16 protein-coding genes are annotated in these 19,184 nt (G+C 57.4%); 4 read left to right on the top strand and 12 right to left on the bottom strand.

From position 1 onward, the window contains the following. Nucleotides 1-48: 48 nt before the first annotated feature. Nucleotides 49-618: a dTDP-4-dehydrorhamnose 3,5-epimerase gene (gene rfbC / locus Q1A43_RS21780; protein ID WP_299929921.1), complete on the bottom strand. Its 570-nt coding sequence runs from the start codon at nucleotides 616-618 to the stop codon at nucleotides 49-51. 273 nt (nucleotides 619-891) lie between these two features. Between rfbC and Q1A43_RS21775 the strand changes: the two genes are divergently transcribed. Next, on the top strand, nucleotides 892-1,860 hold the full coding sequence (locus Q1A43_RS21775; protein WP_299938903.1) for a DUF2793 domain-containing protein: 969 nt from the start codon (nucleotides 892-894) through the stop codon (nucleotides 1,858-1,860). A gap of 87 nt (nucleotides 1,861-1,947) precedes the next feature. Here Q1A43_RS21775 and Q1A43_RS21770 read toward each other — a convergent pair whose 3' ends face one another. After that, a complete protein-coding gene (locus tag Q1A43_RS21770; protein ID WP_299938901.1) occupies nucleotides 1,948-2,949 on the bottom strand; it encodes a ParB N-terminal domain-containing protein in 1,002 nt (333 codons plus the stop codon). Continuing rightward, a complete protein-coding gene (locus tag Q1A43_RS21765) occupies nucleotides 2,949-4,349 on the bottom strand; it encodes an AAA family ATPase (protein ID WP_299938898.1) in 1,401 nt (466 codons plus the stop codon). The genes Q1A43_RS21770 and Q1A43_RS21765 overlap by 1 nt, the downstream gene beginning before the upstream one ends. A 475-nt stretch (nucleotides 4,350-4,824) precedes the next feature. Between Q1A43_RS21765 and Q1A43_RS21760 the strand changes: the two genes are divergently transcribed. Beyond that, entirely contained in the window at nucleotides 4,825-5,853 is a 1,029-nt protein-coding gene (locus Q1A43_RS21760; protein ID WP_299938896.1) for a replication initiator protein A, read from the top strand. 22 nt (nucleotides 5,854-5,875) lie between these two features. On the opposite strand, the gene Q1A43_RS21755 is transcribed toward Q1A43_RS21760, so the two are convergent. The 9 genes from Q1A43_RS21755 to rfbA all read right to left on the bottom strand — a co-directional run bounded on the left by Q1A43_RS21755 (nucleotide 5,876) and on the right by rfbA (nucleotide 16,883). Further along, nucleotides 5,876-6,670, bottom strand: coding sequence for a hypothetical protein (locus tag Q1A43_RS21755; RefSeq protein WP_299938894.1), 795 nt, complete (start codon nucleotides 6,668-6,670; stop codon nucleotides 5,876-5,878). Continuing rightward, nucleotides 6,667-7,749 (bottom strand): GSCFA domain-containing protein, encoded by a 1,083-nt coding sequence (locus tag Q1A43_RS21750; protein WP_299938891.1) that lies wholly within the window; start codon nucleotides 7,747-7,749, stop codon nucleotides 6,667-6,669. Before Q1A43_RS21750 ends, Q1A43_RS21755 begins: the two co-directional genes overlap by 4 nt. Before the next feature lie 122 nt (nucleotides 7,750-7,871). Further along, nucleotides 7,872-9,134, bottom strand: coding sequence for an ATP-grasp domain-containing protein (locus Q1A43_RS21745; RefSeq protein WP_299938889.1), 1,263 nt, complete (start codon nucleotides 9,132-9,134; stop codon nucleotides 7,872-7,874). A gap of 29 nt (nucleotides 9,135-9,163) precedes the next feature. Continuing rightward, entirely contained in the window at nucleotides 9,164-9,916 is a 753-nt protein-coding gene (locus Q1A43_RS21740; protein WP_299938886.1) for a WbqC family protein, read from the bottom strand. Nucleotides 9,917-9,983: 67 nt separating this feature from the next. Then, entirely contained in the window at nucleotides 9,984-12,293 is a 2,310-nt protein-coding gene (locus Q1A43_RS21735; RefSeq protein ID WP_299938883.1) for a glycosyltransferase family 29 protein, read from the bottom strand. Beyond that, the gene (locus tag Q1A43_RS21730; protein WP_299938880.1) at nucleotides 12,290-13,663 is read right to left on the bottom strand and encodes an MmgE/PrpD family protein; all 1,374 of its coding nucleotides are present in this window, start codon (nucleotides 13,661-13,663) and stop codon (nucleotides 12,290-12,292) included. The genes Q1A43_RS21735 and Q1A43_RS21730 overlap by 4 nt, the downstream gene beginning before the upstream one ends. Continuing rightward, nucleotides 13,660-14,832 (bottom strand): HpcH/HpaI aldolase/citrate lyase family protein, encoded by a 1,173-nt coding sequence (locus Q1A43_RS21725; protein WP_299938879.1) that lies wholly within the window; start codon nucleotides 14,830-14,832, stop codon nucleotides 13,660-13,662. Before Q1A43_RS21725 ends, Q1A43_RS21730 begins: the two co-directional genes overlap by 4 nt. An 18-nt stretch (nucleotides 14,833-14,850) precedes the next feature. Further along, complete coding sequence (locus Q1A43_RS21720; protein ID WP_299938878.1) at nucleotides 14,851-15,996, bottom strand: DegT/DnrJ/EryC1/StrS aminotransferase family protein; 1,146 nt, start codon at nucleotides 15,994-15,996, stop codon at nucleotides 14,851-14,853. Beyond that, complete coding sequence (gene rfbA / locus Q1A43_RS21715; RefSeq protein WP_299929882.1) at nucleotides 15,993-16,883, bottom strand: glucose-1-phosphate thymidylyltransferase RfbA; 891 nt, start codon at nucleotides 16,881-16,883, stop codon at nucleotides 15,993-15,995. Before rfbA ends, Q1A43_RS21720 begins: the two co-directional genes overlap by 4 nt. A 321-nt stretch (nucleotides 16,884-17,204) precedes the next feature. Between rfbA and Q1A43_RS21710 the strand changes: the two genes are divergently transcribed. Together Q1A43_RS21710 and Q1A43_RS21705 are read left to right on the top strand one after the other, a co-directional pair. Further along, complete coding sequence (locus Q1A43_RS21710) at nucleotides 17,205-18,095, top strand: hypothetical protein (protein WP_299929879.1); 891 nt, start codon at nucleotides 17,205-17,207, stop codon at nucleotides 18,093-18,095. A gap of 3 nt (nucleotides 18,096-18,098) precedes the next feature. Continuing rightward, a complete protein-coding gene (locus Q1A43_RS21705) occupies nucleotides 18,099-19,136 on the top strand; it encodes an Ldh family oxidoreductase (RefSeq protein ID WP_299938876.1) in 1,038 nt (345 codons plus the stop codon). Nucleotides 19,137-19,184 lie beyond the last annotated feature (48 nt).

Below are 19,184 nucleotides of genomic sequence, written 5' to 3'. Positions count from 1 at the left end.
CGCAGACCCAATAAAACCTGCACCACCCGTTACCAATATCTTCATCTCTTAGCCTTCCCAATCAAACGGACTCTCGAAGTCCTTGAAGGCAATTGCGCCGGCATCCTTGTCTGACAAGAGCGGAGCGGTCTCTAACCGCCCCTCACCGATCCAATCAATCCCCAGACTGTCCCAATGCACCGCGCCATCACATTCGGGCGCATAGTAGTCGGTGCATTTGTACAGGATCTCAGTGTCAAAGCGTTTGGTGACAAAGCCATGCAGGAACCCCGGCGGTATCCACAATTGGCGAGCATTTTCAAAAGACAGTTCATAGCCAACCCATTGCCCATAGGTTGGTGACCCGCGGCGAATATCCACCGCAACATCATAAAACGCACCGCGTCCACAACGCACCAGCTTGCCCTGTGCATGGGGAGGGGCCTGAAAATGCAGCCCGCGCAGAGTCCCCGCCCCATGAGACAGAGAATAGTTATCTTGGACAAATTCAGGGAGATGCACACCGGCCTGTTCCAGAGTGCGACGGTTCCAGCTTTCTGCGAAAAAGCCACGCGTATCGCCAAAACGTTTAGGTGTCAGGAGCAATACTCCCGGCAAGGATGTCTGTTCTATCAACATGGTCGTTTACACTTCTGTCGTTACCGGCCGAAACAAACGCGAAATAGCGTGAGCCGCGACCTTGCCAATCTTATTGCCAGACATCAACGCAGACGGGTGCTTTTGTGATCGCGCCAAGGTTTTTTCATGACACTTATCCGTCCCGGCGTTTTGTTAACGCACAAAGGGCAACGTACGGTGGGTTTGGAAACCGATAAGACTTGCATTGCTATTGGTCAATCAACGGGCAACCCGCCCATGATCACGGCCCCTTACAGCAAGCTGGAGTTTCACATGCCTGACCTTTCCGCCAACCTGTCGCTTCCTTACCTGTTACCGTCTCAGGCTCAGAAACATGTCACTCATAACGAGGCCCTGCGCCAGCTGGACACCTTGGTGCAGATGGCCGTTCAAAGCTTTAACGCCTCCGAAGCTCCGCCAGCTCCCGAAGATGGTGAGATTCATGCCTTGGGCCTTGCTCCGACCGGGGTTTGGGCAGGGCAGGGGGGACAATTGGCAGTTTACAACACCAATGCCTGGACCTTTCTAGCCCCAAAGGATGGCTGGCGCGCCTGGGATATGCAGGCCTCGGAGCTCAAGGTTTATTCCGCCGGTGTTTGGCTGCCGATCATGCCGGAGTTGCAAAACCTTGAGGGGGTCGGGGTTGGTACAACTTCAGATGCCACCAACCGCTTAGCCGTTGCGTCGGATGCGGCCTTGCTAACCCATGCTGGCAGCGATCATCGCCTAACGATCAACAAAGCCGGGCCAACAAATACGGCGTCGATGGTGTTTCAATCCAACTGGTCTGGACGTGCAGAAATTGGCCTGACAGGGGATGAGGACTTTCATTTTCGCGTCAGCAGCGACGGCTCCTCTTTCAAGGACGCCCTTACTTTGCGCGGCAGCGACGGCGCAGTGACGGCCCCCTGTTTGATGTCTGGAAGCATTGATATTGCCGGGGATTCCGTTGGCTACGTCCCAACCCCAAGTGCCGGTGGCATGTTTGCGATCAATCTAGTCGATCCACTATACCCGCAGGCCCCCCATAGCGGTCTCTTCTCTTTTGATACAGGCCCATCAATGTTGTTGCACACATTGGCCGCCGGATCGCGCATGGACAATCTCAACACCGACACACTCACGGGCACCAGCGGGACAGATGAATACACATCCCTTGCGGTACGGGCCGGTGAACTACAAATTGAAAACCGCTATGGAAGCTTGCGGCGCTATGCCTACACCTTCCTAAATACCTATTGATACCGGCAGACAAACAAGGGCCCCGCCAATTTGTGGGGCCCTTTGTGTTTCGCGCGCGAAACATTATCACGTAACCATTTGATTTTATTAAGACCGGCAGGATCTACTTTCTATCCAAGCCTTCAATTCCTTTGCAAGTTCCGCATCGACCCCGACGCCTGACAGTCGAATTTCCTTGGATTTGTCTGACCAATGCACTGCAATCGCGTCTTGCCTTTGCTCTTCGGTTTTCGGGCGGCTCTCCGGGCGTTTTTTCGTCTCTGTCTTGGCTGATAGAGACTGTTTTAACGCGGTTTGTTCAGCCTCTGAATCGGCGGGGTTTTCGCGTTTCAGCACCTGAATCACATGCGCCGAAAAATCCCGATGCTCTGACAAACGCTTGACCAGACTAAGACCCAAGCGCTCTCCGATGGCCGTGGGATATCGCAACGTGCCATCAAGGTGGCGGACCAGACTTACAAACGATCTGATCTTGGATTTTTTGGCCCGGCTTGCGCTTGAATAGAGACTATCTAGCGCCGCTCGGTCATGGGGATAGACCCCCTCTTCGACAGCTTTGACCGCGATGCGCGCCCGCTCGTAATGGCTTAACCCGACGCGGATTTCGTTTTCTTCGACCATGGCGCGGTAGGCTTCTGCGGTCTCTCCGGGCCGGGTGACGCGGGCCTCGACTTTGGCGAAGCGGGCATCACCGGTTTCCTCAAACAGCTGTCGCAAGGCCATCAGGCGGCGCCATCCTGCGATCAGGCCATAACGACCCTCCCCAAGGGCAACCACCTCGATTGGTGTTTGCTGACCTCGCGCCTTAAGCGAGGCGACCAAGGCCTCTTGCTCCTCGCCACTCACCCCTAGGCGGTCGCGCACAAGATAGCTTGCGTCGACGGCCTCCAAGGGCAGGGCCTCAATGAAACGCCCGGCTTCACGGGCACGGGTCATCTCATCCGAGAGGGCTTGTAGGGCTGCGGTTGAGGCGGCTTCGGCGGCAACCTGTGCGATGGGTGGCGCCGAAAGTGGGCCGGCGGTGACGGGGGTTGTCTCGACCTCTAGAAGGTCGGGGCGGGGCGGGGTCAAACGCTTGCGGCGAGCCATCAAACAGCCTCCTTCGGTTTGGCAGAGGCCTGTGCCTCAAGCTCTTCGCGCCGCCAGATCCCCATCAAAAGGGATTTGAACGCCGCATAGGTGGCATCAAAGGTTTCACGCCCGCGGGCATAGGTCTCGCGGTTGAAGTCGCGGTAATCCGCCTCGTAGATGCCATTCACCTGTTCGCCCGCCTGACCAATCAGCGCGGTAAAGTTTTGGCGATGCGGTGACAGGACCCGGCCCAAATAGGCCTGCATCAACCCGCCAAGCTCGGCCTGTTGGGCGTCATCATAGCGGGTGATCACCGCACGCACCGCATCCCATTCAAAGGCCAGCTCATCATGGCCCAAGGCGCGCGCGGCGATGTTCTCGCCCTCTTCGATGCTGGCAAAGGTGGCGTGCAGCATATCGAAAAACCGCCCCGTGCTATCGAACTCTAGAAACGAGGCTCCAAGTGGCACCAAAAGGATATCCGCCGCCGCCAACCCATTGATGGTCAGGTAGCCAAGGGCAGGGGGCGTATCGAGGAAGACGATGTCATAGTCATCCAGAACACCTTCGGCCTCAAGGCTATCGGTCAACGCATCCCAAAGCTTCCAACCACGCGCTTGCATCCGCCAGACCGGGATTTGAAATTCGGCCCAATAGAGGTTCAGCTGAGCGCCAATCAGATCAATATTGGGCCAATGGGTTTTCTGGATTAGATCGCTGGCGCTGACATCAACCGCATCGCTAAGCGTTTCATCCAGCGGGATCGGGGCTTCGCCGCGATCAATCCGACCTTGGTTGGTGCTGCGCAGGTGGCGGGCGTAATGACCGGCCAGCAGTGGAAAGATGGTTTTCCATTCGTCCTGAACTTCACCGCCAAAGATCGAGGTCATCGACCCCTGACTGTCGAGGTCAATGACCAACACGCGATAGCCATCCAGTGCCGCAGACATGGCCAGGTGCGCGGCGGTGGATGTCTTGCCAACGCCACCCTTGAAATTGGCAACCGACACGATTTTCGCCGGCAGGTCTTTGGGACGGTAGGGTTTGTAACTCCGGCCTTTGGCCCCGGCCTCGGCGAAATGCCCGCGCAGTTTGAGCACCTCATCAAGCGAAAACCATTTGGCGCCGCCTTCGGTTTCGGAACGCCCCTGAGGCAGGTCGGGGTTTTGGCGCAGCACCCGCCGGAAATGTGCCTGGGCCACCGGGATCAGATAGCGGCAGATTTCCCAGGTGGAAAACAGTCGCAGCTGCTTGTGCCCGCTTTCGTCATGCCCCCGAGAAGACAGGTCGGTGCGCCCACGTGCGCAGGCCTCGGAGATGCTTTTGAAATCGGCTGTGGCCATGGGATCGCCAAGGTCGGCCAAAGCAATATCTGGATCGATGTCAAAATAAGGGGGGCGATTGTCTGCCTTTGTCATATACTGCTCTTATTGGTTGATTTGGCGTTTATGTGACGCCTTTTGGACAGTGTACCGGAAAACACGTCACACGCAACGTATTTGCGAACATCCATATCTTTTCTAAGCAAAATCAAGGCGTCAATCCGAGGAAAATCGGCGGCTGACAAATTTCTTTTAGTTATGAATCTGTTATATTCTTAGTTAGGGGATGTATCTGTGCATCCTACCCCTCTGAATTTACTTCTTTTTCTGGATCAAATTTTGACAAGGTGACTCTGATCCCACGATAGGGCGACTCTAAACCCACGCTAAAGCGACTCTGAACCCACGTTGAGAATTGGGCAGAGTGGTGGACGCGGCCTGTGGATAATTCTAGGTTGGTGTAAATGAAAACACGATTCTGCCGTGTCCGGATTTGACCGGTCAATGCGCAGAACAACATGAGCAGTCAAAACCAGACGATGAGATCTGGGGGCAGAATGAGGCACGAGAGATGGCAGACCTCTCCATAGGTTCCGGGCTTTTGCCCGACCGGCATCCGACGGGTGACTTCTTTGTATGCGACATCTTTGATGCGCTGCCCAAAGATGATCTGGCCACGATGGAACATCCGATCTTTTCGCTCTCGACCCGGCCTGACAAACGCATTTTGTCGTATTCCCATAATGATGTTGAAATCACCGTGACACCATCGGTGCGCGGTCTGGCGACGATCCATGACAAGGACATCCTGATCTATTGTATCAGCCAGCTGATCGCCGGATTGAATTCCGGGCGGGTGGTGGCCCGGACTTTGGTTTTGCGGGCGCATGATTTGTTGGTGGCGACAAACCGCGAAACCAGCGGCGATGGCTACAAGCGCCTGCGTGACGCGTTTGAGCGGTTGGCCGGCACCCGCATCACCACCAATATTGAAACCGGCGGGCGCGAGGTCACCACCGGGTTTGGTCTGATTGAAAGTTGGCAGATTGAGCGCCGCAGCAAGGGCGGGCGGATGGTCAACGTTCAGGTCACGATTAGCGATTGGTTGTTTCGCGCCATTCAGGCCAAATCGGTGCTGACCCTGTCACGCGATTATTTCCGCCTGCGCAAACCTTTGGAACGGCGGGTGTATGAATTGGCACGCAAACATTGCGGGCGCCAAGCGGGCTGGACCATTTCGGTGGACACGTTGTTGAAGAAATCCGGCTCGGCCAGTCCCCGCCGGGTGTTTCGCAAAATGATGCGCGATATGATCGCGGCGGATCATCTGCCGGGCTATCAGATCGAAGAACAGCCCGGCGACCTCATGCGCTTTACGCCGCGCGATGTGGTTGTGGAACCGGGCCAAGAGGCCGGACCCATTCTAAGCACCCGCACCATGGAGCAAGCCCGCGACTTGGCCCCGGGGTGGGATGTCTACGGGCTTGAGGCCGAATGGCGCTCTTATTGGCATCGCTCAGGTCGGCCAGCTCTGCGTAGTCCGGGCGCGGCGTTCTTGGGCTTTATCAAGGTGCGCATCACGCAAGACGCGGGCCGCTAACTCTCTGCTCTTGTGCCGCCCTTTAGGCGGGCACACAGTCGGTTTGCACGGTTTGCAAAACATGACGTAGAACCTTTGCGCCATAGGTCGGGTTCATATGGTGATAGTCATCCGCATAGTCCGCCAAGGTTTCATCCAACCGTTTAGCCCCGTCATGGTATTGGGCACGGGTCAGCCCGTTTTCGGACAAGATATCCCATGGCTGGGAGATAAGATGGACGTTCTGGGTGGCGAGTTCGGCGCGCACAATGTCATGATAGTGCTGCAAGAAGCCGATGTTGTTTTGAGCCGTCTGGCCAAACTGAGCCCAGACCTTGTAACGCTTGTCCTCAATGGGGCAGTGAACGCTTGGGATGGGGGGGACTAAGATATAGACGCGCGGTCCCGACCAGTTCATCCAATACTCGGGCAAGGGCCCTTTTTGGTATATGCTTGGGGCAAAGCTATCAAAGGCCTCACGCGACATCGGGGGCAACCCTTCGATGTCACGAATACCATCAATGCTGAACCGGCTTAAGTTGCGAACAAAGTCTTTGGCCCGGATTCCAGTCCCCACCAAGACCACCGCATCGGATGAGGAGAGATCCACCGTGACATCACCGAAGTGGTCCTTGAGAAAGGAGACATGGCGGGGGTGGTATTTCTGGAGGTCATGCATGCCAAATTGCTTATCTTTCGATAGCTCAAGTTGACCATACAGAGTGGAGTTCGCAGCAAAGAACTGTAGATCGACGTCAAAGCCGTCTTTGATGTGATCCCATCCACGCCGCAGGGCGGCGACATGGGAATTCCCGACCAATGTGATACGTGGGTTCATTTGGAAAACGCCTCTAGCAGGGCTTCTTCGCAGACAACGTCGTCTTCGATTTGCTCTGGTTTTGGGGGCGCCTTGAGCTTTGGCTTCGGGCCTGTCTTCTTGGGGGCCACTTTGCCATCTGGGTCATGGGCTTGCATGAACAGGCTCATGGCGCGCTGGACCCCGTCGGGCGTGACCGAACGCATATTGGGGGCAAAGTTTTCGCCGCGTGCAGTTTGCGAGGTGATGACTTCGTAAGATGGGAAATAATCCACGTCTTTATGATAATCTTCATAGAGCGCGCCACAAACCGACCGCAGCACCGATTTGGAATAACTTGAGGCGACTTCGACATGTTGGCCGGTCGCCGTCGCGGTCAGCGGGACAGGCGATACCGTGACCAAGAATTTGGCCCGCGGATTAAAGGCCCTGATCCGTTTGCGCACGGCGCGAAAATCGTTGAGCACCTCGTTGTAGCGAAAGTTGTGAAACTTGTAGCGCGTCTCGTCATAGTCTCCGGCAATGGTGCCGGGGGCGGTCGGGTAAACGGTGCTGCCATCTTGCGACATCCAGGCCTCGGTTAGCCCAAAGGTAAAGACAAAGACATCCAGAGTGCTGAACAGCTCGCGGACCGCAGCCAGATGGCTTTGGCGATGGCGGCGCACATCTTCGGGGCTGGGTAGGCCATCGGGTTCCACCGACGGGCGCAGCGCATCATAGAAGCGACCATCCTTTTCCCAGATCGCATCGGTGGGCTCAAAACCATCAAAAGCTTCGGCCAAAAGCTGGGCCATTTGCCGGGTGGTATAGACGTTGCCATAACGGGCCGAATACAGGTTATAGCCAAACCGCTGGAGCACCGAATCCGGCACATTGGGACCGCGTTCGCCATCCATGATCCGAAACCCGGCATTCTTTAGCGTGCGGCCAACATGTTGGGCAAAACAGGACCCGGCGGTGACAATCTTGGCCTTGCGCGAAATGCGAAATCGGGGCGTGTACAGGCCCTCGGTCGAAAACTGTGGACGGTTGGCGACGCCGCTGCGCCAATAGGCCGTGTCCGGGAGACCGCGATAGGGGGAGGGTGCTTTTGCTGTCATGGGGACCTGAGCCACCTTTGTTATCGTGGATGAGAGGCGATGCGCGTCTCTCGTTGTTTTCAAAAACACCACAGTTGAGTGAAAAAGAAAAGAGAACCAAAGCCGCAGATTGTATCTTGGGGCTATAGGTCGTGATGCAATCCAATGTCGCGGCGCAGGATAGACCGGCCTGATGTGTCTAGAATGTCCAAACGATCATAGATCTGCACCAGCCGATCGCGGAGAGCGTCGTGGGTTTCAGCGGCGACAACAAAAGCCGTGACGCGGCTGCGCCCAGAGAGGTGATCCGAGATGTCTTCGCCTTGCATGCGATAGATGTAATGCTCCTCGACCAATCCGTCGGCCAAGAGCGCATCCATGCCGGTGACGCGGTCAAAGACCCCTTCCGAGGCATAGGCATTATTGGCGGAAAACACCCGTGAATCGGGATTGGTCTCAAAGGCCACAGCCCGGCCCAATTGTTGATCAATCGAGGCCCCGACATAATCAAAGCCGGTGACAAGTTCGACCACACGGTTGGCACCGGGGCCACCGCCAATGCGACCCGCAACCTCAAGCACCACCAAGCGGCCGTCTTGTGTCAGGATCGATTGGATCAGCATCGGCCCGTCCGACAACTCAAAGGCGCGGGCACAGGCCTCGGCCTGTTCCTGCATCAAGGTTTCAATCTCGGGCGTCTGTCGCGCCGGGGCGAGGGTGGCATGACAGGTGGCTTCGCGCCCCTCCGAGAACCATGTCTTGTGGCGTTCGCGCGCCAAAAGCACATGGGTTTTTCCCTCGATCACGATGCAGTCAATCGACAGCTCCATGCCCTCGACAAATTCCTCAACCAAAACATCGCCACCGCGCGCCATGGCAAAGCTTTGGTCGAGCTGTTCGGTCAACGCGGCCTCATCCGCCGCAAAAACAACGCCAAGCGATCCGGTGCCACCAACCGGTTTGGCCACCACAGGAAAGCGCAAGCCATCGGTGTTCACCGCCTCTGGGCGATCGGCAATGATCCATTTCGCCGTATCAACGCCGCCCTCGCGCAGCACCTGTTTCATCGCGTCCTTATTGGTGAGCCGATGCGCCGCCACAGGGGTCAGAGGGGAGGCGATCCCAAGCGCCTGACGCACCTGAGCCAAGATAGGCAAGGGTTGGTCAAGGCAGACGCTGATCACCGCCTGGGCGTTCAAATCACGCGCCGCCTGTTCCACCGCCTCTGCATCCAATGTGCTGATTTGCAGGTGCTCATCGGCATAGTCTGCTGCGGGGGGGGCGTCTTTGTAGTCGGCAAGGGCCGTCCAGTAGCCGAGCGATTTTAGACGTTCAATCACCGCGATATGCGGGCTGACGCCACCCAGAACAAGGGCGACGGGTTGAGACGTGGGGCGGTTGGTCATCAGAAAAGTCCTTGTGGCTGGCGGGCCTATCAATCGTCGCTCTCGGGCGTGCCCATGTCGTCGGCGCTCCGGAGAGCAACTTGGTCCAACATCACACGCAGCCTGTCGGGGGAATTATGCATCATCACATCAATGATCGAGAGCCGGGGAATAAACGGGTGGTTGAACTGTGTGTAGGGGGCGCTTTGATCCTGAATGAACTTCAGATCAATGCCGGATTGGGCAAACTCATCTGTCGAATACAAGGACACGCCGCCGGGCAGGTTGACATAGCGCTGACCGCCAAGGGCTTTGGTCACGGCAATCACCCGTTCCGAGCCTTTGATATCGGCGCGGGGATGATCGAGTGAGGACACCTGATCGCTCAGGGGCAGGTCGAGATAGTCAAAGACATTGCGCACCGAGGCGATGGCCAGTTTGGACATATTGCCCTCATGGGGGCCAGAGAGGGTTTTGGCGACAAGGTCGACAACCGCCTCAACATGGGGGGCTTTGCGGTATTCCTGTTCGAGCTGGCGCAGGAATTTCTTTTGAAACTTCGCGTCCACGCCGCATCCGATATCCATGATCCGCGCGCTCGAAGACACGCCGCGCGCCGGAATGGTGAAGATCAGCGGCTTGCCTTGGTTGGAAATTCTGTTGCGGTTGACCCAACCGCCTTTCATGAATTGCACATCGTCATAAAAGACGAAGTGATCAGCCGTATGAGCCAACTGGTAATACCCTAGATAGGGAAAGACATAAGGCTGCATGATCGCAACGGTGGTGGGGGCATGTGTCATCGAAGTGGCACCTTATGAGGGACGCGCAGGGTGGGATGGACTGGCGCGTGGGGTAAATAACAGCACATCATGACACCTGCGCCATGTTGCGAAATAGAGTGTGGCCCGGAAAAGCGAGTTTGGGTTGCGCGCGCATCCAGCGGAACAGAGCCTGATACCGGGGGCGGTTGGCCCGAGCCCAGGCCATCGCCTCGTCCAGTTGGGACGGATCACGGCAGATTGGAATATCCACACCCGAGGCCTCGATCACCGCCTCGATCTTATGCGTGTTGCCGGGCACCACAACAAAGGGAATCTCTGCACGGCAGGCCGCAAAGAAGGCGTGATGTCGCCCGGTGACCAACAATCTGGCGCTGCGCAGGCTATGAACCAGCCCCGGCCAGTCAAAGTCTGCCAGCGAGATATAGGCGCTTTTCCGGGACAGAGATCCGCTGGTGATCTTTACAAAGGCGTTGAACTCTTGCGAATAGAAATCTGTCAGCACGGTCTTTCCGGTGAAATCCTCCACCCGATCAGGCTTGGAGATACTGGCCCAGTAGGAGCAATCCAGAAACATCTGTGCTTCGACTCCGTGATTGCGGATCAACTCTTGTTGGCTGCGAGGTTCACGCGCCGAGATGAAAGACAGCTGCCCAAGCACATCATCAAACCGCGCATCGTTTTCTTGCCAGACCGTGTTGATCAGCATGGCACGCTTGCCCGCATCAAGGGCCGCGCGCAGCGCTTCCATTTTCTGAATATGGTTGCGGCGATTGCGATGCATTGAGCCTTCACCATTGGCCACCAAAATATCGTAGCTGTCATCCTCGACCAGCACACCATAGCGTTTCATCAATGCCGTGAGATAGTTCATCACCGCCTGACAGCCGCAATGATAGTCGGAATGGTCGCCGATCAGACGCAGGCGCAGCGGTCGGAAATCGCTTCGGGGGGAAAAGCTGGCTGTTGTGGCGGTGCGCTTGTCGGGCAGCTCGTCGGGTTGTGTCCCTGCTTTGAGTTCTCTCAGAAGCTGGGCCTCGCCGGGCCAATTGTTGCCAAAACTGGGGGCGGCGTTGCGGAAATAATTTGACGGGGCGCGGTCTGTGCCGACCTGATCCACAAAGGAAAACCCATAGGTACCAACATTGTCCAGAGAGCCGCGCAGTTGAAACAGCGTCCACAGAATTTGGATGCCGGAGCTGCTGGACGAGCGCAGCAGCAGATTCAATTGATGATAGTCTTGACCTGCCATACTGGCCAGACGCACGCCGTTGGCGATGAATTCTTTGAGCACGTCAAGGTTCGGGTCGAGTTCCGGTGGTCCCGCTTTCCAGAGAAAACGGTGCGGTGAGCCCTCTAGGGCTTGGAGGAGGGCTGCCTTACGCGGGTGGGCATGACCTTGGAAGGTCGAGATCGTTTGCACCACCACGTCGGTCTTTTGACCTAAATCGGCGTGATATTGCGAATCCAAGGAGAACCGGTTGAAGCGGATCACCACGTCATGGTCGTCGATCTCGGCCCCCTTGCCAGCCCCCAAAGCATTGGGGGAATTGCCCACCACGGCAATCCGGATATTTGGGTCGCGGAACAAGGCAAACAGCGCCTCTTGCCCGTCTTCGAGCTGATGCAGGACCACGGTAGCCTGGGCGATTTGGGTGGGTGGAACCCGGTTTTCGGCCCGGGCCAGCGCGGCCAATTGCGGAGCAGCGAAGAACGCTTTGTCCTGAGTGGAAAAGAGGCGGCGAAAACGCGCCAGCAAGGCCTCTAACCTATCAGACTGCCCTGTGCTGGCGTAATGCTCTGCGAGCATCGCCAAGAGTTGAGGCAATGCCGTGGTTTTTTCTGCGGCTTGCAAAGCGCGTTTCACGCCATTCTTTGCCTGATCGGGGGAGGCTGCGGCCGACAAGATAAGCTCGGTGGCACGGCTAATGGCCAAAGGCGGCAAGCCTTCATCCAGAAACCTGACAAGCCGGGGAATCTCGGCGGGGTCGACAATCTGGAACAGGTAGAGAAAGTTGATGTACTGCGTCCGGCGCACGGGGTCTTGAGGATCTGCGTTGACGGATTTTCGCAGGATCGCCAGAGCGTCGCTCAAATGCCCTTCGCGGGCCAACCAAGTGGCGACACTTTGCAATTGCCGCAGGCTGTAGGGTTTGGAAAGCGGCATGTGTCGGCTGGCACGGTGCAGCAGGTCGACCGCCGTTTCGATTTGATTGTTTTGCAACAGCTGTTCAATCAGTGGGCGAAACGCGGCGCTGCGGGTCCCTGCGGTTTCGATGGCCGACCAACCGTTGATGGCAGGGATGGTCTTGTTTCTGAGCGCGCGGTTTGCAGCGCGCCGGTCAAGGAAACCGCTTGAGACCGGGTCTGTTGGATTTTGTGTGTTCAAGGTGGTCATAGCGCAGTTGCCAAGGCCCGCAGGTCGGCTTGGGGGGATAGAATCTGCGCAGCAAGGGCTTTTGCACGTTCACCGTCCATCCCGGCAAATTGTGCCAGATCGGTGAATTTGGCCTGTAGATCATCGGCGGTTAGCGGGACTTCTGGCTCCCCGCGTGGCAGGTCAACTTGGTCCGCGATCACGGTGCCATCAACCAGGGTCATGGCAAGGCGCGCGGCGCGGCGCGCCGGGACAAGCGCCGTTAGATCGGGGTCCTCAAAGACATAGGTGGCGCGCATGATCCGCAGAGTGTCTGCGTCTGCCAAAGCCTCGGGGGCAAAGGCCGCCATGCCGGTTTCTCCGCGCGCCAGTGCGGCCCCCACACAATAGGGGATGCCAAGGCGCGCCGAATAGGGGCCGTCGATCTCGCGGTGATCATGTTTATGAACCGCGAGCTTATAGGTATCGACGCGAATCTCGCGCACGTCCTTGGCCTGAACGCCGTGCCGAGCCCGTAGATTCAGCACCGCCTCGACCGGGGCATGACAATAGCGGCAGGAGGCATAGGGTTTGAGATAAACGGTTTCGACACAATAGGGGGCCTGAACAACAAAAGCCGCCGGGTCCGCCGGTGTTCCGCGCACCATCTGGACCAAGCCGTGATCGCCATCGAGAATACCTCTCGGACCCGGAAATCCCGCATCGGCGGTGATCGCGGCGGCCAAACCGGTCAGGGCAGGTTGCCCAGCATTATAAGGTTTCAATTCGGACCCGGCGGAAAAGGCTTTGACCATCCCCGAGGCCGAAGTGCAGGCCGCCGCTAAGCCTGCGTTCATTTTCACCCGGTCGAATCCCAGCGCCGCGCCGACACCCACAGCGGCACCGATCACACCAAACACCCCCGACCCATGCCAACCGCGCAGCTTGGCGTCGGGTTGGCAGGCAATGGCCACGCGCAGGGCGGCTTCGTATCCGACCACTATCCCTTTGAGAAAACTCTCAGGTGTCATGCGGGGATCGTGCCCGATGGCCAAAAGTGCGGCAATAAGCGGGCCGCCCGCATGGGTGATGCCATAGCGATGACCATCATCGAGCTCGACCACATGGGACAACATGCCGTTGATCAAGGCCGCGGTTAAGGGCGCGCTGCTGCGCCCGGTCCCCACCACCGGGGCAGGGCCGTCACCGCCATTGGCAAGCATATGGGCAATGCGTTTTTCTTCGCTGGCCGCCCCGGCCAGAACGCAGCCCATCCAATCCAAAAACCGCAACCGCGCTGTGGCGGCCAAAACCGGTGACAGCGGTGTGTCGGCCAGCACCATAAGCCCGTCCAACAGACGGTCCGTATCAGAAAGGGAACCAACGGCGGTTTCCGCTGTTGTCATGGTCATTCGGCAGCGCTCATTTGTGGTTCGAGACCGGCGCGGAACAGCGCCAGCATCTTACGCTCGTCTTCCACCACACCATAAGCATCGGCCATGGCGCTGATACGCCGGGCCCAGCTGCGATGCGGGTTGATTTCGTTCATCTTGTTCGACTTGGTCGATTTGATCACCCCGCCCGAGGTGTCCAAAATCTGGCAGGCGTCTTCGTATTCTTCGCGTGTCACCGCCTGCATGGCATTCACATAGCGCAGATGCGATGGGTGGATCACGGTTTTTCCGGTAAAGCCATTGGCCTTGTCGAGCGCGACCTCGCGCAAGAGCCCATCAATCGCATCATTTAGAATGGCGGTATTGGTGCGCAGCGCCCGGTTCAGATCGATCTGCATGACCTTTTCCAGATCGTCACGTTTATAGGCGAGGAAGTATTCCCAGACCGGGGCCGAGACGATGTAATCCTCTTCGGCACGGCCAAAGAAGTTCAGAATATCGGCCAGCGCATCGCGCACCGGCAAGATGTCATAGATCGACGAGCCAATCCCGCGGCGCACGCCAAAGAAAGACGAGAAATCGGTGCCGCCAACGCGGATGTTCAGGATGTATTGGTGATAGTCGCGCAAAATCCCCAGCAAGGCCGTCAGTTCGGCATTGCGGGTTTCACGAAAGGCGATGGCGCGCCCTTCCAAAATTGGCATCCCATAAAGCGGTGTGTCGAATTTCCGGTTCAAGCTTGCCAGCAGGTCCAGATAATCCAGCGCATTGTTGGAATAAAACTTGGGGAACACAAACCCGGTCAGGATATCGGCGAGCTCAGGCGTCAGTTTCTCGGCAAAGCTATGGAACTGTTCGGTGGATCGCACCCGCAGGAAAATCAGCGGCACATCGTCATTGCTCAGCGCGCCGGTGCGGACCTGTTCGGCCAGATACCCCAGCTGTTGAATGACATTGGCCTCGCCCGCGCCCAGATCTTCGGCGCGGATCGCGTCTTCGAAACACATGACCATGGACAGCACATCCGGCATCTGGCGCGCGACAATCTTATCCATCACGGCGCGGGTTGACGGCATATACAGCGTACCGCCCAGACAGTAGCGCAGGAATTGGCGATCCGAAAAACGGTTAAAGCTTTGAGGAGCCCGGAAAAAGATATCGGGGTCACTGACAAGGTTATGTTGCATGGGCTTGTCTTTCTTGGCTTATTGCGCGGGCTGCATGGCGGGTTGGCCGGCTTTGACCGGGGCCTGCACGGCCTCAATGATCCGGGCAAGATCATCATCGCTCATATCGGGGAAAATCGGCAGACACAGCACACGCCGAGCCATATCGCCGGCAATGGGCAGATTGGCCGGATCAGCCGAGGGCAGATCGGCATACATCGGCAAATCCGACAGCAGCGGATAGAAATAGCGCCGGGTCAGGATGTTGACCTCGCGCAGCTGATCATAAAGCCCATCGCGATCCAGCGGGTATTCATCGCCCACCAGAATGGGGAAATAGGCATAGTTTGACCGGGTCTGGTTCAATTTGGGCAAAGCGATCAACCCAGGCAGATCGGCCAGTGCCGTGCGATAGGCCGCGTCAATCTCGCCCCGGCGTGCAATGCAAGCGTCGATATGATTGAGCTGCGCCAGCCCCATAGCGGCGTGGATTTCGCTCATCTTGCCGTTAGAGCCGGGCACTTTGACGGTAAGCTCATCGACGATGCCAAAGTTCTTCAGCTCATCGATATGCTGTTTCATCTCCGCGTCCCGGCAGATGATCGCGCCGCCTTCAAAGGTGTTGAAGACCTTGGTGGCATGCAAGGAAAGCGTCGAAAGATCCCCGCGCGCCAAGACGGAACCCTCGTCGTTATGAACGCCAAAGGCATGGGCTGCATCATAGATCACCTTGAGCCCGTGACGATCTGCGATGTCGCGGATCGCCTCCATGTCACACGGGTTGCCATAGCAATGCACCGGCAAGATGGCGCTGGTGCGTGGGGTGATCGCCGCCTCGATCTTGGCCGGGTCAAGGTTGGCGGTCACCGGGTCGATGTCGACAAAAACCGGGGTGTTCTTGTGCCAGATCAGCGCATTGGTGGTGGCGACAAAGGAAAACGGCGTGGTGATGACTTCGCCCTTGAGATCAAAGGCCTGCAAGGCCGCAATCAGCGCGATGGTGCCATTGTTGAACAGCGCCAGATGCTCCACACCCAGATAATCGGCCAACTCACGTTCAAGCCGCTGATGTAGCGGGCCACCATTGGTCAGGTAACGGTTGTTCCAGATTTCCTGAACATAGGGCAGGAACTCTTCGATGGGGGGCAGAAAAGGCTGTGTGACATGGATTTTCTTGTCAGTCATTTCTCTTCCTTCGCCAGATCGTATAGATACTGACCATAAGCGGTTTTTTTCAGTGCGTCAGCCTGTTCCAAAAGTTGATCGCGGTTGATCCACTTCTTGAGATAGGCAATTTCTTCGAGACAGGCGATTTTATAGCCCTGTCGGGCTTCGACCGTCGACACAAAGGACGAGGCTTCGAGCAAGGATTGATGGGTGCCGGTATCAAGCCAGGCATAGCCCCGGCCCAACAGCTGCACATAGAGGTCACTCGATTCCAGATAGGCACGATTGACGTCGGTGATTTCAACTTCGCCCCGTTCCGAGGGTTTGACCCCCTTGGCGATTTCAACCACGCGGTTGTCATAGAAATAGAGGCCCGTGATGGCAAAATTGCTTTTGGGTTTCTGCGGCTTTTCTTCGACCGAAAGAACACGGCGGTTGGCGTCAAATTCGACGACACCAAAGCGTTCGGGGTCATGGACCTGATAGGCAAAGACCGTGGCCCCCAATTCACGTGCCGAGGCTTGGAGGAGCAGCTGGGTAAAGCCGGGGCCGTAAAAGATATTATCCCCTAGAACCAAGCAAACCGGGTCTTCTCCGATGAACTCTTCCCCAATGATAAAGGCCTGGGCCAAGCCATCGGGGCTGGGCTGAATGGCGTATTGCAGACGAATGCCAAATTCACTGCCATCGCCCAAAAGGCGCTTGTATTGCGGCATGTCATCGGGGGTCGAGATGATCAGGATGTCTTGCATCCCAGCCAGCATCAAGACGCTAAGCGGATGATAGATCATCGGCTTGTCATGGACCGGCAACAGTTGTTTGGACACACCCTTGGTCACGGGGTGGAGCCGGGTGCCAGACCCTCCGGCGAGGATGATCCCTTTGCGACGATTTGTTGGGCTCATAGCGCGACACAGTCCTTATAAACATCTTTGACCTATACCGGGCAAAGACGGTATTTTACCCTTGTGGTGCTTTTGGTACAGCCAAGCAGACAATTCAACCATGCGTGAATACCTGACCTAGCCTTTGCACGTCGCTGTGGTTTCAATGAGGGCGTTATGGGGGCAAATTTTGCCCACAGGGTCGTTGTTCGGCAAGCTTTTGCTGATCAGGGGTCACGTTGACACCTTTTACGGGCGCTTCTAATGTCCGCTCGAATTTTGCAGGGGGGTGAGACGCCCCGACACTGCGCATTTTGGCCTGTTTAAAAATAGAGAGCACGCATGCAGAAAACCAAAGATTTTCTTTCGAAAATGGGCCTGCCGACGGGCGATTGTTATGATCTTCCGACATCGGAAAAACGCTTTGAGGATGGAGCGCAATACCGGTTCGAAGTGCCGGGTATCCAAGGGCCAAGCGCCATGGCGGCGCTTCTTGAGGCGGTCGAGAAAAACGGCGTGCCGGTGCACCGTGTGACCCAGACCAAAGGGGTCATGACCCTGTTGGATAGTGAAATCACCCAAATGGTCGATATGGCCCGGGATGCTGCGGTTGAGCTGGTCTTGTCGATCGGGCCACGCGCCACCACCGATACCAGCGCCTCGGTCAACACCCCCGAAGGGGTGCGCATGGGCTATCGCCTGCGTGGCCAAGAACAAGTGATCCGCGCCGTCGAAGAGGTGCACCGCGGTGTGGCGCTTGGGGTGAGATCCTTTCTTGTCTATGACGAAGGCAGCCTGTGGTTGATGAATGAAATGCGCAAGGCGGGCGAACTCCCGGCTGATGTGCGCTTCAAGGTGTCGGCCCATACCGGTCACGGCAATCCTTGCGCGGCGGCCATGCTGGCGCAGATCGGGGCCAATACATTCAATCCGATCCGCGATATTCAGATGCAGATGTTGTCGGCCATCCGTCAGGCGGTTGATCTGCCGTTGGATGTGCATACCGAAAACCCGGCCTCGACCGGTGGCTTCATCCGCCATTACGAAGTGCCGGAAATGGTCCGTGTCGCGGCGCCGATTTACCTCAAGACCGGTGGGTCCGTTGCCAAAACCCACAGCTGGGACAGTTCGGATGCCGATGCCGCCAAACGCGCCAAGCAGGTGAAATTGGTCAAACGGATGCTGGATGAATATTACCCCGAAGCCGTCACTGTTGCGCCTAAGAAGGGCTAAACCATGCCCGATATCGCGCTATCGGCGCTAGAGCGGTTTTGTTTGGATGTGTTGCTGGGGCAGGGGGTTCCTGCCGAGGATGCTGCGCTGATTGTCGACTCGATCCGCTTTGCCCATACCCATGGCAAAGGCACCCATGGCGCGGGTCGGATGCCGATCTATGTGAACCGTATCCAAAAGGGGCTGATGCAGGCGCAAACCCCGCTGAGAGAATTGTCATCCGCTCCGGCGATGGCGCTGCTTGATGCGGGGGATGGCTTTGGTCAGGTGGCGGCGATCCGTGGTATGGATCGCGCCGTTAAGATGGCCAAAACCTGTGGTATTGGCCTTGTTGGTATTCGTCATAGTCATAACTTTGGCACGGCGGCCTTTGTGGCGGCGCGGGCGGTTGAGTCGGGCATGGCGGCCATTGTTCTGGCCAATGCCGCCCCGGCCATCGCGCCGACCGGCGGGCACAAAGCGGTGTTTGGCACCAATCCAATGGCCTTTGGCTTTCCGGCCCCGGATGGCATGGCCCCGGTCATTCTTGATATGGCGACAAGCCAGGCGGCGCGCGGCAAAATCCGTCTGGCGGCCACCAATGGCGACGATATTCCGCTTGGCTGGGCGCTGGATGAGGCCGGTGAACCAACCTGCGATCCGGTTGCCGCATTGGCGGGGTCGATGTTACCGGTTGGTGGGGCCAAGGGATATGGGCTGTCGGTTGTGGTGGATATCATGGCCGGGCTGATGACGCGCTCGGCCTCGGGCGGCATGGCGCGCAACCTTAATAACCCCGATGGGCCATCGCGCTGTGGGCATATGCTGATCGCCATTGATATCGCCCAGATGATGCCGCAGGCCGAGTATGACACCGGCATGCGCGATCTGTCTGCCGCGGCCAAGGATGCTGGGGCGGAGGGGGCGGTTTTCCTCCCCGGAGAGCGTGGTGCTGGCTATATGCAGGGGCGGGGCGATCATGTGCCGCTGTCAGATGCGGTGATTGCCAAGCTCGATGCCCTTGCCCAAACAACCCATGTTGTGCCACTGGAGCGGGACTGACAATGTTCGGACCAACCGTTCTACGAGTAAGCAAAGAAGATGCAGGCC

This window comes from uncultured Pelagimonas sp., assembly GCF_947498515.1.
Lineage (GTDB): Bacteria > Pseudomonadota > Alphaproteobacteria > Rhodobacterales > Rhodobacteraceae > Pelagimonas.
The sequence above is the reverse complement of the archived record's forward strand: the minus strand, read 5'-3'. Positions and strand labels throughout refer to the sequence as shown.